This window comes from Actinoplanes sp. NPDC048796, from assembly GCF_040650035.1.
GTDB lineage: Bacteria > Actinomycetota > Actinomycetes > Mycobacteriales > Micromonosporaceae > Actinoplanes.
The window spans coordinates 713616-729328 of the sequence record NZ_JBEZGO010000002.1; the positions used below are offsets into that span (position 1 = coordinate 713616).

Sequence of the window (15713 nt, forward strand, 5' to 3'; positions counted from 1 at the left end):
CTTAAGAATCGGACGTCCCAGTGGCGTTCACGGGAGAGGATTCCGTAACGTGCCGGGCATGACTTTCCGCACCTGGGCGAAGTTGTTGGGTGCCTCGTTCGGCGTTGCCGCGCTGGGCGGGGCTTCTCAGCTGGGCCTGGCCTACGGGTTGGGCGTCCTGCGCTTCACCCGCGTCGTCGAGGTCACCGCGCGTGACGAGTGGATCGCCCAGCTGGCCTGGGTGGCGTGGTTCGCCATGACCGCCGCCGCGATCGGTGCCGTCGCCGCCCGTACCCTGATCCCCCACCAGGCTCCCGCCGGCTCCCGTTTCGTCCCTGCGGTCGTGGCCGGCTTCGGCGCCGCCGCGATCCTGCCGCTCACCATGCAGCCGGCCCGGGCGGCCCAGGTCACCGGCGTCGACCCGGTCTTCGTGGTGGGCGCGTGCGCGGCGCTCGGCGCGGCCGTGGGCATCTTCGCGGCGTATGCGGTCCTGCGCAGCGCGGTCGCTCGCTGGAGCGTCCTCACGCTGACGGTCGCGACGTGGGTCATCGCGCTGGTCTCGGTGGCGCCGTCACTGCGGCCAGGTCAAGACCCGGTTTCCGTACGCCTCGGCGTGCTCGACCTGAGCATCCTGCCCGACAAGGTCGTCGACCAGGCCGCGCTCTTCACGATGCCGGCGCTCGCGCTGATCTGCGGCCTGGTGATCGGCCTCATCGCCCGCCGCGGCCGGCATTCGCTGGTCGCCGTCGCGCTGGCCGGTCTGCCCGGCCCCGCCCTGCTGACGGTGGCCTACCTGATCGCCGGACCGGGTGCGGGCGCCGACCGCTACCAGGAAGTCCCCTACTGGGCGGCGATGACCGCCGCCGGCGCCGGCGTCTTCGGCTCGGTGCTGGCCGCGGTCCTCCGGCGCGGCCCGGTCGGCGCCACCGGAGAGGCCCCGCCGACTGCCGACCGCCCGCCGCTGCCCCAGCGCGACGCCCAGCCCCACTCGGCGATCGCCCAGGCCGCCGCCGGCCCCTCGGCCGGCGCTCCCACCGGCTCGCTGCCCGGCGCTGCCCCCACGGGCGCGCTGCCCGGCGCCGCCCCGACCGGCCCGCTGCCGGGCGCCGGCGCCGCCCAGGCGATCACCGGCCGGGCGAACGTCGCCGCAGCCCGGGCCACAGTGGCCGCCCGCGCGTCGGCTGCCGCCCAGCGCCCCGACCATGAGCTGCGCCCGTCCGACACCGGCGTCCTGCCGACACCGTCGTTCGACGGCTTCACCCCACCGCAGCCCCGCCACCAGGGCAAAGAGGGCGAACTGAGCGACTGGGTGAGCGGCCTGGGCCGGTAAGGCATAGGTAAACATCAATGGAATGATCCGGCCGGGAGGTACCGCGTGGCCTCCCGGCCGCGCACGATGTCGTCATGACCACTGACCGGCACCCCCGCCTCCGCCGGTTCCTCACCGGCCTCGCCCTGGTCTTCGCCCTCACCGGCCCCGCCCTGGTGGCGCCGGCCGTGGTGGCCCCCGACGCGGCCCAGGCCGCCGTCCACTCGAGTTGCACGATCTCCCGCTGCTCGGCCGCCCGCACCGCCCGCACGGGCTGGTCCACACTCGGCTGGCCGACGAGCAGCGGCTGGTACGTGTGGCCGTACGGCCAGTACAACTACACCGGCGGCACGTTCCAGAACCGCGAGAAGCAGCTCCCCACGAACGCCACCTACAGCGAATACGACGTCTACTCCCGCACCCGCGGCGCGGCCCGGGACGCGTACCGCATCGTGGTCAACCGCTCCACAAGGGAGACCTGGTTCACCCCGGACCACTACGTCACCTTCTACAAGCTCTAGTAGGGCTTTGTCCTGGTCCTCTTCCCGCGCGGCGATTGCGTTGCGGGAAGTGGGCGCGGCAGGTGGGCAGGTGCCGATGAGGCGGGCGCCGAAGTACGGCGTAGAGAGTCATTCCGGCGCATGGGTTTTGACTTCGCGGTAGTCGTGTTCGATGCGCGCGACTTGGACCGCGTAGTCGATGCCGCGCTCAGCGAGGGCTTGCCGGAACTGTCCGGCGTCGCCGTAGCCGGCGTCAGCGACCAGCACGCTCGAGCTTCAGCCCGAGCCGAGTAGCTCGTCGATCATGTCCAGGGCAAGCCGCCATCTCGGCGTGCGCCTACCGACGTCGTTCAGCGCCTGCTCAGGCGGCCCATGCAACCTCGCGGCCATCGACTGAGCGAGGCGAGGTCTAGGTGGTGGCTGGCGTCGGCTGCGGGAAGGTCGCATACCGGTGTTGTGTGTGGTCGTTCTGCGGCCGCCGCCAGCCACCACCTGGGCCACGCCGCAGCCCCGCGTGACCCACCAGACAGGCCCTGGGCCACCGGTGGGTGATTTCGGGAGACGTCGGGCACAGCGCTCGCTCTAGCTTTTCTCGTCGCGGACCGGTTATGGTCCGAACACAACCCCACGGGAGTCCGGTGCACCGGGCTGAGAGGGGGGCCGTCGCAGCCCCCGACCGTCGAACCTGATCCGGGTCATGCCGGCGCAGGGAGGAGCGTTCGTTGTTTCCTCGATTGCATGTCATCACCGACTCGCTCGATGTGGTGCGCGGGGCGGTCGGCCATGGGCCGGTCGCGATCCAGGTGCGGGTCAAATCGTCCGACCGGGCGGCCTACGAGCTGACCGTCGCCGCCCTCGACGTGTGCCGGCGCGCCGGTGACGCGCTCTGCCTGGTCGACGACCGGGTCGGTGTGGCTCTGGCCGCCGGCGCCGACGGCGTACACGTCGGGGCCGAAGATCTGCCCGTCGCCGCGGTGCGCCGGGTGCTCGGGCCCGATGCGGTCGTGGGGGCCACGTGCCGTACCCCTGAAGCCGCCCTCGACGCCGTGCGGGACGGAGCGTCCTACCTCGGCGTGGGCCCCGCCTTCGCGACCGCCAGCAAGGTCGGGCTGCCCGAGCCGATCGGGCCGGCGGGAGTGAAAGACGTGGTCGCGGCGGTGCCGGGCACGCCGGTCATCGCGATCGGCGGGGTCACCGCCGACCGGGTCGCCGTACTTGACGCGTACGGCGTGGCGGCGATCTCGGCGATCGCGTCCGACCCGGCCCGGGCCACCATCGAGTTCCTCCAGGCCCTGGACGGCCGGGCATGAGCGACGTCGCGGTGGTGGGTGGCGGGATCATCGGCCTGGCGGTCGCCTTCCGGCTCGTCGAGCGCGGGCTGGACGTCACCGTCTTCGACGGCGGCGACGAGGGCGCGTGGCATGTCGCGGCGGGCATGCTGGCGCCCGGCGGCGAGTCGGCGTTCGAGGAGCCGGCTCTGGTGCGGCTGATGGAGCGGTCGGCCGAGCTGTGGCCGGGTTTCGCGGCCGAGCTCGGCGTCGACGTCGGCTACGACGACACCGGTACCTTGAGCCTGGCCATGACCGCCGACGACGTGGCCGAGGCGGCCCGCCACTGGACCAGGCAGCAGTTGCCACTGCTGCGCCCCTCGGAGCTGCGGGAACTGGAGCCGGCGCTGTCGCCGCGGGTACGCGCCGGCGTCCACTCGCCGCGCGAACGTCAGGTCGACCCGCGGCGCGTGGTCGCCGCGCTGCGGGCGAAACTCGGCGACCGGGTCGTGCCGAAGCGGATCGAGTCGCTGTCCGATCTGGACGCGACGACGGTCGTGGTGGCGGCCGGCTGCGGCACCGCCCGGCTCACCGGACTGCCCGTACGGCCGGTCAAAGGCCAGGTCCTGCGGTTGCGAGGCGAGCCGGGGCTGCTGCGGCACGTGCTCGACGCGACGGTCGACGGCCGGCCGGTCTACATCGTGCCCCGCCGGGACGGCGAGATCGTCATCGGCGCCACCCAGGAGGAGCGCACCGACAGCCTGGTCACCGCCGGCGGCGTCCACGACCTGCTGCGGGCCGCGATCGATCTGGTACCGGGCCTGGCCGAGCTGGAACTGGCCGAGACGACTGTGGGCCATCGCCCCGGAACACCCGACAACGCGCCGCTGATCGGCTTCTTCGCGGACGGGCACATCGTGGCCGCCGGTCATCACCGCAACGGGATCCTGCTCGCCCCGGTGACCGCCGAACTCGTGGCCGATCTGGTGCTGGACGGCAAGGAAATCCCCGACTTCGACCCGAGGAGGTTCTGATGCGGTTGACAGTCAACGGGCGCAGCTTCGACTCCGAGACGGAAATGTCCGTGCTGGCCCTGGTCGAAACGCTCACCGAGGCCCGGCGCGGCGTCGCGGTCGCGGTGAACGGCGAGGTGGTGCCCCGGTCCACGTGGGGCGCGGTGCCGCTGACCGAGGGCGACGCGGTCGAGGTGCTGACCGCCGCGCAGGGAGGTTGACGGTGTTCGACAAGTCGCGGCTCATCCTGGGCACGGGCGGCGCCAACAGCCTGGCCGCCCTCGAACAGGCGATCGTCGCCTCCGACACCGACCTGGTCACGGTCGCCCTGCGCCGGGTCGACGCGGCCGGGCCGGGCCTGCTGCCGATGCTCGACCGGCTCGGCGTGCGGGTGCTGCCGAACACGGCCGGCTGCTACACGGCGGGCGACGCGGTGAAAACCGCCCACCTGGCCCGCGAGGCCTTCGAAACCGACCTGATCAAGCTCGAGGTGATCGGCGACGACCGGACCCTGCTGCCCGACGGTGTGGAGCTGCTGCGCGCGGCCGAGACGCTGGTCGGCGACGGGTTCACGGTGCTGCCGTACACGAGCGACGACCCGATCCTGGCCCGGCGCCTGGCCGACGTGGGCTGCGCGGCGGTGATGCCGGCGGGTTCGCCGATCGGCTCCGGCCTGGGTATCTCCAACCCGCACCACATCCGGCTGATCCGGCAGAGCGTCGACATCCCGGTCGTGCTCGACGCGGGCATCGGCACGGCTTCGGACGCGACCCTGGCGATGGAACTGGGCTGCGACGCGGTGCTGATCGCCAGCGCCATCACCCGGGCCGACGACCCGGCGGCGATGGCGTCGGCCATGCGCCACGCGGTCCTGGCCGGAAGGCTGGCCTACACGGCGGGGCGCATCCCACGGCGCTTCCACGCGCTGGCGTCCACGTCGGATGAAGGGCTGGCCCAATGGTGACGCCGGGCGGGCTCGTCGTCCTCACCGATCGGCGGATCGCCACGGGCCCGCTGGTCTCGGTGGTCCGGGCCGCGATCCGCGGCGGCGCCGAGTGGGTCGTGCTGCGCGAGAGAGATCTGCCGTACGCCGAACGGGCCGCGCTCGCCGAGCAGTTGCGCTCGCTGCTGCCGCCCGGACGACTGATCGTGGCGGGCCCTGATCCGCTGGGCGGGAACGCGGTGCACCTGGCCGAGGCGGACCTGCTGCCGGTCAGTGGTGTCGAGCTGGTCGGGCGCTCGGCGCACGGAGTACCGCGCCTGTCCACTGAGGACTACGTGACGTTGTCGCCGGTGTTCCTGACGAAAACCAAGCCGGGGTACGGGCCGGCGCTGAGCCCGGAGGGGGCGGCGGCGCTCGCCGGGAAGGTGCCGTGGCTGGCGCTGGGCGGGATCGACACACCATCGCGGGCGGCGGCTTGCGTCGCGGCCGGGGCACGCGGGGTCGCCGTCCTCGGGGCCGTCATGCGGGCTCCCGATCCGGAACGAGCCGCCGGGGAACTGGCGGAAGCCCTGTCGGCGAGCCCGGCGGCCGCGCGATGACGCCGCCGGTCGTACTCACCATCGCCGGCTCCGACTCCGGCGGCGGCGCCGGCATTCAAGCCGACCTCAAGACCTTCGCCGCCCTGGGCGCCTACGGCACCTCGGTCATCACCGCCGTGACCGCCCAGAACACGCTCGGCGTCACCGCCATCCACCCCATCCCCGTCGACATCGTCGCCGCGCAGCTCGACGCCGTCCTGGCCGATTTCCCGGTCGCCGCCGTCAAGGTCGGCATGATCGGCGACCCCGCCGTGGCCGCCCTGATCGCCGACCGCGCCGACCGCCTGCCCAACCTCGTCGTAGACCCGGTGCTGGTCGCCACTTCCGGCGCCCGCCTGGCCGACACCGCGGCCGTCGCGCCCCTGGTCTCGCACCACTGTGTCCTGACCCCGAACCGCCAGGAGGCCGGCGCCCTGACCGGAAGCCCGGTCGAGACGCCCGAGGAGATGGTCGCGGCGGCCGAGCTGCTGGCCAAGCGGGGCGCACGCGCTGTGGTGGTGACCGGCAGTGAGACCGCCGCCGATGTCCTGTGGCACGACGGCGCCGCCGAGACGTTGCACGGCGAGTCCGTGCCGACCGCGAACAACCACGGCTCGGGCTGCACCTTCTCCTCGGCCGTGGCCGTGCGTCTCGCGGCCGGGGACTCCATGCCGGTGGCCGTCCGCGCGGCCAAGCGTTACGTGACCGCCGCGCTGTCCGGCGGGAGCGACTGGCGGCTGGGTGCCGGGCCCGGTCCGCTGAACCACTTCATCTAAAAGGCTCCGACGGCTGCGGTACGGGAATCCGTGCTGCCACTCGCCGCCGGTTTTGTCACGATTGGGGAGGAAAAGCATGAGGCGCAAGGTGTACGTCGAGGGATCGCGCCCCGACCTGAAGGTGCCGTTCTCGGAGGTCGTGCTGAGCGACGGGAACGACCCCGTACGGCTCTACGACACCTCCGGCCCGGGCAGCGATCCGGCGGTGGGCCTGCCCCCGTTGCGGAAACCGTGGGCCGGCGGCCGGACGCAGCTCGCCGCCGCCCGGGCCGGCGAGACGACGCCCGAGATGGAGTTCGTCGCCATCCGTGAGAACGTTCCGGTGGAACTGGTCCGCGACGAGATCGCGGCCGGCCGGGCCGTTCTGCCGGTGAACGTCAACCACCCCGAGTCGGAGCCGATGGTGATCGGCTCCCGCTTCCTGGTGAAGGTCAACGCCAACATCGGCACCTCCGCGGTGACCTCGTCGGTCGCCGAGGAGGTCGAGAAGATGACCTGGGCGACCCGCTGGGGCGCGGACACCGTGATGGACCTGTCGACCGGCCCGCGCATCCACGAGACCCGCGAGGCGATCATCCGGAACTCGCCGGTGCCGATCGGGACCGTGCCGATCTACCAGGCGCTCGAGAAGGTCAAGGGCGACCCGGTCAAGCTGACCTGGGACCTGTTCCGCGACACCATCATCGAGCAGGCCGAGCAGGGCGTCGACTACATGACGATCCACGCCGGCGTGCTCCTGCCGCACGTGCCGCTGGCCGCCGACCGGGTCACCGGCATCGTCTCCCGCGGCGGCTCCATCATGGCGGCCTGGTGTCTCGCCCACCATGAGGAGAACTTCCTCTACACCCACTACGACGAGCTGTGCGAGATCTTCGCCCGGTACGACATCACGTTCTCCCTGGGCGACGGCCTGCGCCCCGGTTCGATCGCCGACGCCAACGACGCGGCCCAGTTCGCCGAACTGCGCACCCTGGGCGAGCTGACCCACCGGGCCTGGGAGTACGACGTCCAGGTCATGGTCGAGGGTCCCGGCCACGTGCCCATGCACAAAATCAAGGAGAACGTCGACCTGCAGGTCGAGCTCTGCGGCGGCGCACCCTTCTACACGCTGGGCCCGCTCGCCACCGACATCGCCCCCGCCTACGACCACATCACCTCGGCCATCGGCGCCGCGATGATCGGCATGTACGGCACGGCGATGCTCTGCTACGTCACCCCCAAGGAGCACCTGGGCCTGCCCGACAAGGACGACGTGAAGGCCGGCATGATCGCCTACAAGATCGCCGCACACGCGGCCGACCTGGCCAAGGGCCACCCCGGCGCCCAGGCCTGGGACGACGCCCTGTCCAAGGCTCGCTTCGAGTTCCGCTGGGAGGACCAGTTCGAGCTGGCCCTGGACCCCGAGACGGCCCGCGCCTACCACGACGAGACCCTGCCCGCCCCCGCCGCCAAGACCGCCCACTTCTGCTCCATGTGCGGCCCCAAGTTCTGCTCCATGAAGATCAGCCACGAACTGAAGGCCAAGGGCATGCAGCAGAAGTCGGAGGAGTTCACCGCAAGCGGCGGAAAGGTCTACGTCCCGCTCACCACGCAGTCCTAGCGGACGTCCCAGACCGGCTCGGGGGTTTCGACGACCTCGCCGTCGCCCTGGAAGAGGATGAAGCGGTCGAAGGAGCGGGTGAACCAGCGGTCGTGGGTCACCGCGATCACCGTGCCCTCGAACTGGCGCAAGCCCTCCTCCAGGGCCTCGGCCGAGGCCAGGTCGAGGTTGTCGGTCGGCTCGTCGAGCAGCAGGACCGTGGCGCCGGAGAGTTCCAGCAGCAACACCAGGAAGCGGGCCTGCTGACCGCCGGACAGGGTGCCGAAGCGCTGATCGCCCTGTCCGGCCAGCTCGTAGCGGTTCAGGGCCTTCATCGCGCCGGCCCGGTCCATGCCGGAGCGGTGGTCGTCGCCCCGCCACAGGATCTCGACCAGGGTGCGTTCGAGCAGTTCGGGCCGGTCGTGGGTCTGTGAGAAGTGGCCGGGCCGCACCCGGGCGCCGAGCCGGGCCACGCCGTTGTGGGCCACGTGGGCCAGCGGCGCCCCGTCGACCGGCTTGTTCTCCGCTTCCGGGTCGCTGCCGCCGGCCGCCAGCAGGCGCAGGAAGTGGGACTTGCCGGTGCCGTTCGCGCCGAGTACGGCCACCCGGTCGCCGTACCAGATCTCCAGGTCGAACGGGAACGTCAGGTCCTCGAGTTCCAGCTGTTCGAGGATCACCGCTCTTTTCGCCGTACGGCCGCCGCGCAGGTTCATGCGCAGCGACTGGTCTTTCGGCGGCAGCGGCGGCGGGCCGATCTCCTCGAACTTGCGCAGCCGGGTCTGCGCCGACTGGTAGCGCGACGCCATGTCGGAGTTGTAGGCCGCCTTCTGCTTGTACATGAACATCAGTTCGCGCAGCTTCTGATGTTCCTCCTCCCAGCGGCGGCGGTTCTCCTCCAGCTTGGAGTGGCGATGCACGCGAGCCTCGTGCCAGGACGCGAAGCCGCCGGGGTGGGTCCACGCGCTGCCGCCCTCGACCGCCACCACGCGGTCGGCGGTCTGCGCCAGCAGTTCCCGGTCGTGCGAGACGTACAGGACCGATTTCGACGACTCGCGCAGCCGGGACTCGAGCCAGCGCTTGCCCGGCACGTCGAGGAAGTTGTCGGGCTCGTCGAGCAGCAGCACCTCGTCGTCGCCGCGTAGCAGCAGGTCGAGCGCGAACCTTTTCTGCTGCCCGCCGCTGAGGGTCCGGACCGGACGATGCCGCACGTCCTCCCACGGCTTGCCGAGGATCGCCACGGCCACGGTGTCGAACAGCACCTCGGCGTCGTATCCACCGACCTCGCCCCAATGGGCGAGGGCGTTGGCGTACGCCAGTTGGCTGCGCTCGGAGTCGTCGAGCGCCGCCGCGGCCCGTTCGAGCCGCTCCCCCGCCTGCGACAGCGCCGGTTTCACCAGCGACAGGGCCAGGTCGGCCAGCGTACGGTCGTCGCCGATCATGCCGATGAACTGGCGCATCACGCCGAGCCCGCCGGAGCGCGCGATGCTGCCCTCCGGGGTGGACAGATCGCCGGCGACCAGCCGCATCAGCGTGGTCTTGCCCGCGCCGTTCGGCCCGACCAGGGCGACCTTGGCCCCTTCGCCGACCCGGAACGACACATCGGCGAACAGCCGCCGCCCGTCGGGCAGCACGAATCCGGCGCCGGCGACATCCACGTACCCCATGGCCGACATCCTTCCTGGCGACTGGCCGGAAGTCAGGCGGTTTTCTCGGGCGCGGACGTCACACGCAGCACCCGGAAGCCCTTCTTGCTGGCCACCCGCGTCACCGCCCAGCCCTTCCCGACCAGCCAGGTGTGCAGCGAGTCACCGCCGAGGTTGCGGTTGATGACCAGCCAGGCCACGCCGCCGGGAGCGAGCCGGGGCAGCCAGCGCTCCATGATCGCGTGCAGTTCGGCCTTGCCGACGTGGGTGGGCGGGTTGCTCCAGATCTCGTCGAACGTGACGTCGGCCGGCACCTCGTCCGGCGCGGCGACGTGGATGGTCAGCCCGAGCGAGGCCGCGTTCTCCACCGTCAGCTGCCGGGCCCGCGCGTTGACGTCGACGGCGTGCACGACCGCGCCGGGCGCCGTCCGGGCCAGCACGCACGCGATCGGCCCATAGCCGCACCCGAGGTCGAGCAGCGTCCCGCCGGTCGGCAGGTCACCCTTTTCCAGCAGTACGGTCGTGCCGGGGTCGAGCCGTCCCGACGAGAACACGCCGGACGCGGTGGCGAGCTTGTAGTCCTGGCCCGAGACGCTGAACTGGATCTCACGGCGCTGCTCGGGCCCCGTCGGCTCAGAGCTGAAGTAATGGTCGGCGGTCACCCGTCAAGTCTGCCGGTTTTCAACGCGGCACCAACCTCCGGGGTGCCGCACAAACTGTGCGTTCATTGATCACCATGCGCTCCTAGCGTGGCCGCATGCGGTACGGCACCCCTTCCCGACCGGCCCACCGCGCGACCGCCGACGGCGGCCTGGTTCTGCTCGCCCGCGGCGTCGCCCCCGCCGGACAGCATCGTCCGGCCCCTTCCCCGCCCCGGGTTCGGCGCCGCGCCCGAGTGGAGCCGTTGCGCCCTTTCCAACTGCTCACCCGCGGCCTGGCCGCGCTGATCCTGGTGGCCCTGCTCGGCATGTTCGGTTTCCTGGTCTTCGCCGACCGGTTCCGCGACCGGGCACCGGCCACCACTCTGGCGCCGGCCGGCGTCTCCCAGCCGCGGACGCTCTCGCTCGGCGAGGTCTTCCCGGCCGACGACGGGATACGCCCGGCCGGGGCGGCCGGGCCGTACGCCGTCGACCTGCGGCACATGAGCGCCGAGTGCGCCGAGGCGACGACGGGTGAGATCGGCGCCTTGCTCGAGCGTTACGGCTGTACCGAGGTGGTCCGGGCCGGCCTGATCGCGCCCTACCCGGGTTACCGGGTCACGGCCGGCGCCTTCAACCTGGCCGATCCGGCCGGCGCGGCCGAGGTCGAGGACCTGCTGCGCGGTCTGGTCGAGGGCGGTGACGGCGGGTTCGCGACGCTGCCCGCGTCCGAGGCCGGTACGACCCCGCCGCAGGTGGGCTGGCACGCCCGGGGCCACTATCTGCTCTACTGCGTGATCACCCGGGCCGACGGTTTGCCGGACGATGAGGTGGCGACCCGGATCACCACCGAGATCATCGACACCCATCTGGCCGAGTCGCTGCTCAGGCCCGTAGCCGCCGGGTAGCTTCGGCCCGTACGGCGTACTCGGTCTCGGCCGGATAGCCCACCTCGACCAGGGTCAGCCCATGGGCGGGGGCCACCGTGACCTCGCTGGAGCGTTCCGTGCGGCTCAGCAGGGTGGCCGGCCAGCCCGGGTCGCGGCGGCCGTCACCGACCGCCAGCAGCGCGCCGACCAGGCTGCGGACCATCGACTGGCAGAACGCGTCGGCCTGCACGGTGGCCACGCAGACGCCGTCCGGGTCACGCCGCCAGTCGAGCCGGTTGATGGCCCGGATCGTGGTGGCGTGCTCCTTGCGTTTGCAGTACGCGGCGTAGTCGTGTTCGCCGGTGAGCCATTGCGAGGCCGCGTTCAGCCGGTCCAGGTCGAGCGGCCGCACCCAGTTGATGGTGTCGTGCCGGCGCAGCGGCTCCGGCCCCCAAACGGTGTCGGCGACCCGGTACTCGTACCGGCGGAAGGTGGCTGAGAAGCGCGCGTCGAAGGTCGGCGGCACCGGCCGCACCGCCCGGACCCGCGCGTCCGGCGGCATCAGTGCGGCCAGCCGCCGCAGCAGCGACGCCTCCAGCCGCTCCCACGCTTCGGCGGGCAGATCCACATGGCAGACCTGCCCACTCGCGTGCACGCCCGCATCGGTACGTCCCGCGACCGTCAGCCCCAGCGAAGAGGCGTCGACCAGCCGCCCGAGCGCTTCGACGAGCACCCCGGCGACCGTCCGCCGGCCGGGCTGCGCCGCCCACCCGGAGAAGTCGGCCCCGTCGTACGACACGTCCAGCCGCAGCCGGATCGATTCCATCTCTCCCCCACACAAAGAAAAGACCCGGTGCTCCCACAGATGGGAGCACCGGGTCTTTCGCGTTACGTCACGCCTTGGTGTCGTCGCCCTCGGCCTGGTCGCCCGGGCCCTCGGCGCCCTTGTCACCGGACGCGTTGACCGGAGCCTCGGCGTCCTGGTCACCGTCGGTGTCGGCCTTGGCGGCCGGCGCGGTGGCCGGAGCCTCGTCCTCGCGGGCCAGGGCCTCGACCTTGTCCTGCTGCGCGGTGGCCTTGCGGGCCGCCTTCTTGGCCGGCGCGGTGGTCGCCGCGACCTGGAGCTCCTCGACCAGCTCGATGACGGCCATGGGAGCGGCGTCACCCTTGCGCGGGCCGGTCTTGGTGATCCGGGTGTAGCCGCCGGGGCGGTTGCCGTAGCGCGGCGCGATCTGCTCGAACAGGGCGTACACGACGTCCTTGTCCTTCACCGTGGCCAGCACCCGGCGACGGTTGTGCAGGTCGCCGCGCTTGGCCTTGGTGATGAGCTGCTCAGCCAGGGGGCGCAGCCGGCGGGCCTTGGCCTCAGTGGTCTTGATCTTCCCGTGCCGGAAAAGCTCGGTGGCCAGGTTGGCCAGGATGAGCTTCTCGTGCGACGGGCTGCCGCCGAGGCGGGCTCCCTTGGTGGGCGTGGGCATTTCCAATGCTCCTTTAGATGGCCGAGCTTAAAAAACTCAGAGCTGCTCGGTCTCGCGGTAATCGTCGGTGTCGTAGTCCACGTCGCCGAACGAGTCCACGACGTGAGCGGGGTCGAAGGACGGCGCGCTGTCCTTGAGGCCCAGCCCCATTCCGGCGAGCTTCATCTTGACCTCGTCGATGCTCTTCTGACCGAAATTCCTTATATCCAGAAGGTCGGCCTCCGTCCGCCCGATGAGCTCACCGACGGAGTTGATGCCCTCGCGCTTGAGGCAGTTGTACGACCGGACGGTGAGGTCCAGCTCCTCGATCGGCAGGGCCAGGTCGGCAGCGAGCTGCGCGTCCTGCGGCGACGGACCGATGTCGATGCCCTCGGCGGTCTCGTCCAGCTCACGGCAGAGCCCGAACAGCTCGACCAGGGTCGAGCCGGCCGAGGCCAGCGCGGTGCGGGGCGAGATGGACGCCTTCGACTCGACGTCGATGATGAGGCGGTCGAAGTCGGTGCGCTGCTCGACACGGGTCGCCTCGACGCGGTAGGTCACCTTCATGACCGGCGAGTAGATCGAGTCGACCGGGATACGGCCGATCTCGGCGCCGGCGCTCTTGTTCTGCGCCGCCGTGACGTAGCCACGGCCCCGCTCGACGGTGAGCTCCATGTCGAGCCGGCCCTTGCTGTTGAGCGTGGCCAGCTTCAGGTCGGGGTTGTGCACGGACACGCCGGCCGGGGGCTGGATGTCACCGGCGGTGACGTCGCCCGGGCCCTGCTTGCGCAGGTACATGCTGACCGGCTCGTCGTGCTCGGAGCTGACGGTGAGCTCCTTGACGTTCATGACCAGCTCGACCACATCCTCCTTGACACCGGGGATGGTGGTGAACTCGTGCAGAACGCCGTCGATCTTGATGCTGGTGACAGCAGCACCGGGGATGGAGGACAGCAGAGTACGCCGCAGCGAGTTGCCGAGGGTGTACCCGAAACCGGGCTCCAGGGGCTCGATGGTGAACCGGGAGCGGGTCTCGCTGATCGACTCCTCGGAGAGGGTCGGCCGCTGGCTGATGAGCACGCTACTTCTTCTTTCTGTCGGGCCACCCACTATTTGATGGCCGTCGGTGATGCACCGGGGGCGCCGAGTGGCGCCCCCGGTAGAGCACTACTTGGAGTAGAGCTCGACGATCAGCTGCTCCTGGACCTGCGTGTCGATGACAGCGCGGGCCGGGAGCGAGTGCACGAGGACCTTCATCTCGCTCGGGATCGGCTCCAGCCACGCCGGAACCGGACGCGAACCGGCCTGAGCCTGGGCGACGACGAAAGGAGTCATCTCCTTCGACTTCTCCCGGGTCGTGATGATGTCCTTCTCCTTGACGCGGTACGACGGGATGTCGACCTTCACGCCGTTGACCAGGAAGTGGCCGTGCTTGACCAGCTGCCGGGCCATGTCGCGGGACTGGGCGAGGCCGGCCCGGTAGACGACGTTGTCGAGACGGGACTCGAGGATCTGCAGGAGGACCTCACCGGTCTTGCCCTGCTTGTTGACGGCTTCCTCGTAGTAACCGCGGAACTGCTTCTCGAGCACGCCGTAGACGCGGCGGGCCTTCTGCTTCTCGCGGTGCTGCAGCAGGTACTCGGTCTCCTTGGTCCGGCCACGGCCGTGCTGGCCGGGCGGGAAGGGACGCGACTCGAACGGGCACTTCGGCCCGTCGCACTTGCTGCCCTTGAGGAACAGCTTCATCTTCTCGCGGCGGCAGCGCTTGCAGTCCGCACCTGTGTAACGAGCCATTGCTTCTTGTCTCTCCCTTAGACCCGGCGGCGCTTCGGCGGACGGCAACCGTTGTGCGGCTGCGGCGTGACGTCGGAGATCTGCCCGACCTCGAGGCCGGCGGCCTGCAGCGAACGGATGGCGGTCTCACGGCCGGAGCCCGGACCCTTGACGAACACGTCCACCTTGCGCATGCCGTGCTCCATGGCACGGCGAGCGGCGGCCTCGGCGGCCAGCTGCGCGGCGAACGGGGTCGACTTGCGGGAGCCCTTGAAGCCCACCTGGCCGGACGAGGCCCAGGAGATGACAGCACCGGTCGGGTCGGTGATCGACACGATGGTGTTGTTGAAGGTGCTCTTGATGTGCGCCTGCCCGTGGGCGACGTTCTTGCGTTCCTTGCGCCGGACCTTCTTTACAGCGGCCCCAGCGCGTGCCTTCGGTGGCATAAGTCAGTGCGCTCCTATTACTTCCGACCGGGCTTCTTCTTACCGGCGACCGTGCGCTTCGGGCCCTTGCGGGTACGAGCGTTGGTCCGGGTCCGCTGACCGCGCACGGGCAGGCCCCGGCGGTGGCGGATGCCGGCGTAAGAGCCGATCTCGACCTTGCGGCGGATGTCCGCGGCGACCTCGCGGCGCAGGTCACCCTCAACCTTGAAATTGCCCTCGATGTAGTCGCGGAGCTGGACCAGCTCCTCGTCCGTGAGGTCCTTGGCGCGCTTGTTCAGGTCAATCGCGGTGGCGGTCAGTGCCTCGACGGCACGGGTGCGACCGATCCCGTAGATGTAGGTGAGCGCGATCTCCATCCGCTTCTCGCGGGGAAGATCGACGCCGACGAGTCGTGCCATAAGCGGGCGAACTCCTCAGAATCGTTCGGAGGTCTGGGCCTTCCCACCCCGTCTGCCCGGACGGGCCCCGGCCTCCGCGCCGGGGGTGTAGTCACCGAAGTGACTGGGAAAGGCTCTTGCATGTACCGGATCTGGCAGTACCGGGGCTCAGCCCTGGCGCTGCTTGTGGCGCGCGTCGGTCTTGCAGATGACCATGACGCGACCGTGCCGCCGGATGACCCGGCAGTTGTTGCAGATCCGCTTGACGCTCGGCTTGACCTTCACGGTTTGCCTTAACTCTCAGCGGGACGGGATACGAGGTCCCCGCGCCCAGTCACTTGTAGCGGTAGACGATTCGCCCACGGGTGAGGTCGTACGGCGACAGTTCGACGACGACTCGGTCCTCGGGAAGGATACGGATGTAGTGCTGCCGCATCTTGCCGGAGATGTGTGCAAGAACCTTGTGACCATTTGCGAGCTCAACGCGGAACATGGCGTTCGGCAGGGGCTCGATCACGCGGCCCTCGATCTCGATGGCTCCGTCTTTCTTGGGCATGTCCTCCGC

General features: G+C 70.7%; 21 protein-coding genes and 1 riboswitch. Of the genes, 10 read left to right on the top strand and 11 right to left on the bottom strand.

All coding sequences use genetic code 11. The annotated features are described in order from the left end of the window. Positions 1-58 precede the first annotated feature (58 nt). Together AB0C26_RS11610 and AB0C26_RS11615 are read left to right on the top strand one after the other, a co-directional pair. A complete protein-coding gene (locus AB0C26_RS11610) occupies positions 59-1309 on the top strand; it encodes a hypothetical protein (protein WP_360245488.1) in 1251 nt (416 codons plus the stop codon). A gap of 74 nt (positions 1310-1383) precedes the next feature. After that, on the top strand, positions 1384-1809 hold the full coding sequence (locus AB0C26_RS11615; RefSeq protein WP_360245491.1) for a ribonuclease domain-containing protein: 426 nt from the start codon (positions 1384-1386) through the stop codon (positions 1807-1809). Positions 1810-1917: 108 nt separating this feature from the next. Here the strand turns inward: AB0C26_RS11615 and AB0C26_RS11620 are convergent, their stop codons facing one another. Beyond that, positions 1918-2055, bottom strand: a complete 138-nt coding sequence (locus tag AB0C26_RS11620) for a transposase (protein ID WP_360245494.1) — start codon at positions 2053-2055, stop codon at positions 1918-1920. A gap of 350 nt (positions 2056-2405) precedes the next feature. Continuing rightward, positions 2406-2517: riboswitch (TPP riboswitch) on the top strand. Here AB0C26_RS11620 and AB0C26_RS11625 point away from each other — a divergent pair. From AB0C26_RS11625 to thiC, 7 genes are all read left to right on the top strand, one after another. Further along, positions 2511-3098 (top strand): thiamine phosphate synthase, encoded by a 588-nt coding sequence (locus tag AB0C26_RS11625; RefSeq protein ID WP_360245497.1) that lies wholly within the window; start codon positions 2511-2513, stop codon positions 3096-3098. (Overlaps the previous riboswitch by 7 nt.) Continuing rightward, entirely contained in the window at positions 3095-4090 is a 996-nt protein-coding gene (gene thiO / locus AB0C26_RS11630; protein WP_360245500.1) for a glycine oxidase ThiO, read from the top strand. The genes AB0C26_RS11625 and thiO overlap by 4 nt, the downstream gene beginning before the upstream one ends. Beyond that, on the top strand, positions 4090-4290 hold the full coding sequence (gene thiS / locus AB0C26_RS11635) for a sulfur carrier protein ThiS (protein ID WP_360245503.1): 201 nt from the start codon (positions 4090-4092) through the stop codon (positions 4288-4290). The genes thiO and thiS overlap by 1 nt, the downstream gene beginning before the upstream one ends. Further along, positions 4287-5033: a thiazole synthase gene (locus AB0C26_RS11640; RefSeq protein WP_360245506.1), complete on the top strand. Its 747-nt coding sequence runs from the start codon at positions 4287-4289 to the stop codon at positions 5031-5033. Before thiS ends, AB0C26_RS11640 begins: the two co-directional genes overlap by 4 nt. Beyond that, complete coding sequence (locus tag AB0C26_RS11645) at positions 5027-5611, top strand: thiamine phosphate synthase (protein ID WP_360245509.1); 585 nt, start codon at positions 5027-5029, stop codon at positions 5609-5611. Before AB0C26_RS11640 ends, AB0C26_RS11645 begins: the two co-directional genes overlap by 7 nt. Next, complete coding sequence (thiD, locus tag AB0C26_RS11650) at positions 5608-6366, top strand: bifunctional hydroxymethylpyrimidine kinase/phosphomethylpyrimidine kinase (RefSeq protein ID WP_360245512.1); 759 nt, start codon at positions 5608-5610, stop codon at positions 6364-6366. Before AB0C26_RS11645 ends, thiD begins: the two co-directional genes overlap by 4 nt. A gap of 76 nt (positions 6367-6442) precedes the next feature. Continuing rightward, on the top strand, positions 6443-7966 hold the full coding sequence (gene thiC, locus AB0C26_RS11655; protein WP_360245515.1) for a phosphomethylpyrimidine synthase ThiC: 1524 nt from the start codon (positions 6443-6445) through the stop codon (positions 7964-7966). Here thiC and AB0C26_RS11660 read toward each other — a convergent pair. Together AB0C26_RS11660 and AB0C26_RS11665 are read right to left on the bottom strand one after the other, a co-directional pair. Continuing rightward, positions 7963-9609, bottom strand: coding sequence for an ATP-binding cassette domain-containing protein (locus tag AB0C26_RS11660; RefSeq protein ID WP_360245518.1), 1647 nt, complete (start codon positions 9607-9609; stop codon positions 7963-7965). The two genes, thiC and AB0C26_RS11660, sit on opposite strands and share 4 nt — an antisense overlap. Positions 9610-9641: 32 nt before the next feature. Next, positions 9642-10250 (bottom strand): methyltransferase, encoded by a 609-nt coding sequence (locus AB0C26_RS11665; protein ID WP_360245521.1) that lies wholly within the window; start codon positions 10248-10250, stop codon positions 9642-9644. 95 nt (positions 10251-10345) lie between these two features. Here AB0C26_RS11665 and AB0C26_RS11670 point away from each other — a divergent pair, with 95 nt between their 5' ends. After that, positions 10346-11134, top strand: a complete 789-nt coding sequence (locus tag AB0C26_RS11670) for a hypothetical protein (protein WP_360245524.1) — start codon at positions 10346-10348, stop codon at positions 11132-11134. Here the strand turns inward: AB0C26_RS11670 and truA are convergent. From truA to infA, 8 genes are all read right to left on the bottom strand, one after another. After that, on the bottom strand, positions 11112-11921 hold the full coding sequence (gene truA / locus AB0C26_RS11675) for a tRNA pseudouridine(38-40) synthase TruA (protein ID WP_360245527.1): 810 nt from the start codon (positions 11919-11921) through the stop codon (positions 11112-11114). The genes AB0C26_RS11670 and truA overlap by 23 nt on opposite strands. 67 nt (positions 11922-11988) lie before the next feature. After that, complete coding sequence (rplQ, locus tag AB0C26_RS11680) at positions 11989-12573, bottom strand: 50S ribosomal protein L17 (RefSeq protein ID WP_360245530.1); 585 nt, start codon at positions 12571-12573, stop codon at positions 11989-11991. 36 nt (positions 12574-12609) lie between these two features. Further along, complete coding sequence (locus AB0C26_RS11685; RefSeq protein ID WP_097322755.1) at positions 12610-13632, bottom strand: DNA-directed RNA polymerase subunit alpha; 1023 nt, start codon at positions 13630-13632, stop codon at positions 12610-12612. Between the two features lie 87 nt (positions 13633-13719). Further along, positions 13720-14346, bottom strand: coding sequence for a 30S ribosomal protein S4 (gene rpsD, locus AB0C26_RS11690; protein ID WP_097322756.1), 627 nt, complete (start codon positions 14344-14346; stop codon positions 13720-13722). A 17-nt stretch (positions 14347-14363) separates the two neighbouring features. Further along, positions 14364-14771, bottom strand: a complete 408-nt coding sequence (rpsK, locus tag AB0C26_RS11695) for a 30S ribosomal protein S11 (RefSeq protein ID WP_014440747.1) — start codon at positions 14769-14771, stop codon at positions 14364-14366. Positions 14772-14788: 17 nt separating this feature from the next. After that, positions 14789-15169, bottom strand: coding sequence for a 30S ribosomal protein S13 (gene rpsM, locus AB0C26_RS11700; RefSeq protein ID WP_097322757.1), 381 nt, complete (start codon positions 15167-15169; stop codon positions 14789-14791). A gap of 147 nt (positions 15170-15316) precedes the next feature. After that, positions 15317-15433, bottom strand: coding sequence for a 50S ribosomal protein L36 (rpmJ, locus tag AB0C26_RS11705; protein ID WP_015619018.1), 117 nt, complete (start codon positions 15431-15433; stop codon positions 15317-15319). A 49-nt stretch (positions 15434-15482) separates the two neighbouring features. Further along, on the bottom strand, positions 15483-15704 hold the full coding sequence (gene infA, locus AB0C26_RS11710) for a translation initiation factor IF-1 (RefSeq protein ID WP_007073013.1): 222 nt from the start codon (positions 15702-15704) through the stop codon (positions 15483-15485). Between the last annotated feature and the right edge of the window lie 9 nt (positions 15705-15713).

What these genes read in the sequence shown, in the direction of transcription:
- AB0C26_RS11610 (WP_360245488.1), top strand. Translation starts at nt 59, where the DNA reads ATGACTTTCCGCACCTGGGCGAAGTTGTTGGGTGCCTCGTTCGGCGTT.
- thiS (WP_360245503.1), top strand. Translation starts at nt 4,090, where the DNA reads ATGCGGTTGACAGTCAACGGGCGCAGCTTCGACTCCGAGACGGAAATG.
- AB0C26_RS11645 (WP_360245509.1), top strand. Translation starts at nt 5,027, where the DNA reads ATGGTGACGCCGGGCGGGCTCGTCGTCCTCACCGATCGGCGGATCGCC.
- rpsD (WP_097322756.1), bottom strand. Translation starts at nt 14,346, where the DNA reads ATGGCTCGTTACACAGGTGCGGACTGCAAGCGCTGCCGCCGCGAGAAG.
- thiC (WP_360245515.1), top strand. Translation starts at nt 6,443, where the DNA reads ATGAGGCGCAAGGTGTACGTCGAGGGATCGCGCCCCGACCTGAAGGTG.
- AB0C26_RS11660 (WP_360245518.1), bottom strand. Translation starts at nt 9,609, where the DNA reads ATGGGGTACGTGGATGTCGCCGGCGCCGGATTCGTGCTGCCCGACGGG.
- rplQ (WP_360245530.1), bottom strand. Translation starts at nt 12,573, where the DNA reads ATGCCCACGCCCACCAAGGGAGCCCGCCTCGGCGGCAGCCCGTCGCAC.
- AB0C26_RS11615 (WP_360245491.1), top strand. Translation starts at nt 1,384, where the DNA reads ATGACCACTGACCGGCACCCCCGCCTCCGCCGGTTCCTCACCGGCCTC.
- AB0C26_RS11670 (WP_360245524.1), top strand. Translation starts at nt 10,346, where the DNA reads ATGCGGTACGGCACCCCTTCCCGACCGGCCCACCGCGCGACCGCCGAC.
- thiO (WP_360245500.1), top strand. Translation starts at nt 3,095, where the DNA reads ATGAGCGACGTCGCGGTGGTGGGTGGCGGGATCATCGGCCTGGCGGTC.
- rpsM (WP_097322757.1), bottom strand. Translation starts at nt 15,169, where the DNA reads ATGGCACGACTCGTCGGCGTCGATCTTCCCCGCGAGAAGCGGATGGAG.
- rpsK (WP_014440747.1), bottom strand. Translation starts at nt 14,771, where the DNA reads ATGCCACCGAAGGCACGCGCTGGGGCCGCTGTAAAGAAGGTCCGGCGC.
- truA (WP_360245527.1), bottom strand. Translation starts at nt 11,921, where the DNA reads ATGGAATCGATCCGGCTGCGGCTGGACGTGTCGTACGACGGGGCCGAC.
- infA (WP_007073013.1), bottom strand. Translation starts at nt 15,704, where the DNA reads ATGCCCAAGAAAGACGGAGCCATCGAGATCGAGGGCCGCGTGATCGAG.
- thiD (WP_360245512.1), top strand. Translation starts at nt 5,608, where the DNA reads ATGACGCCGCCGGTCGTACTCACCATCGCCGGCTCCGACTCCGGCGGC.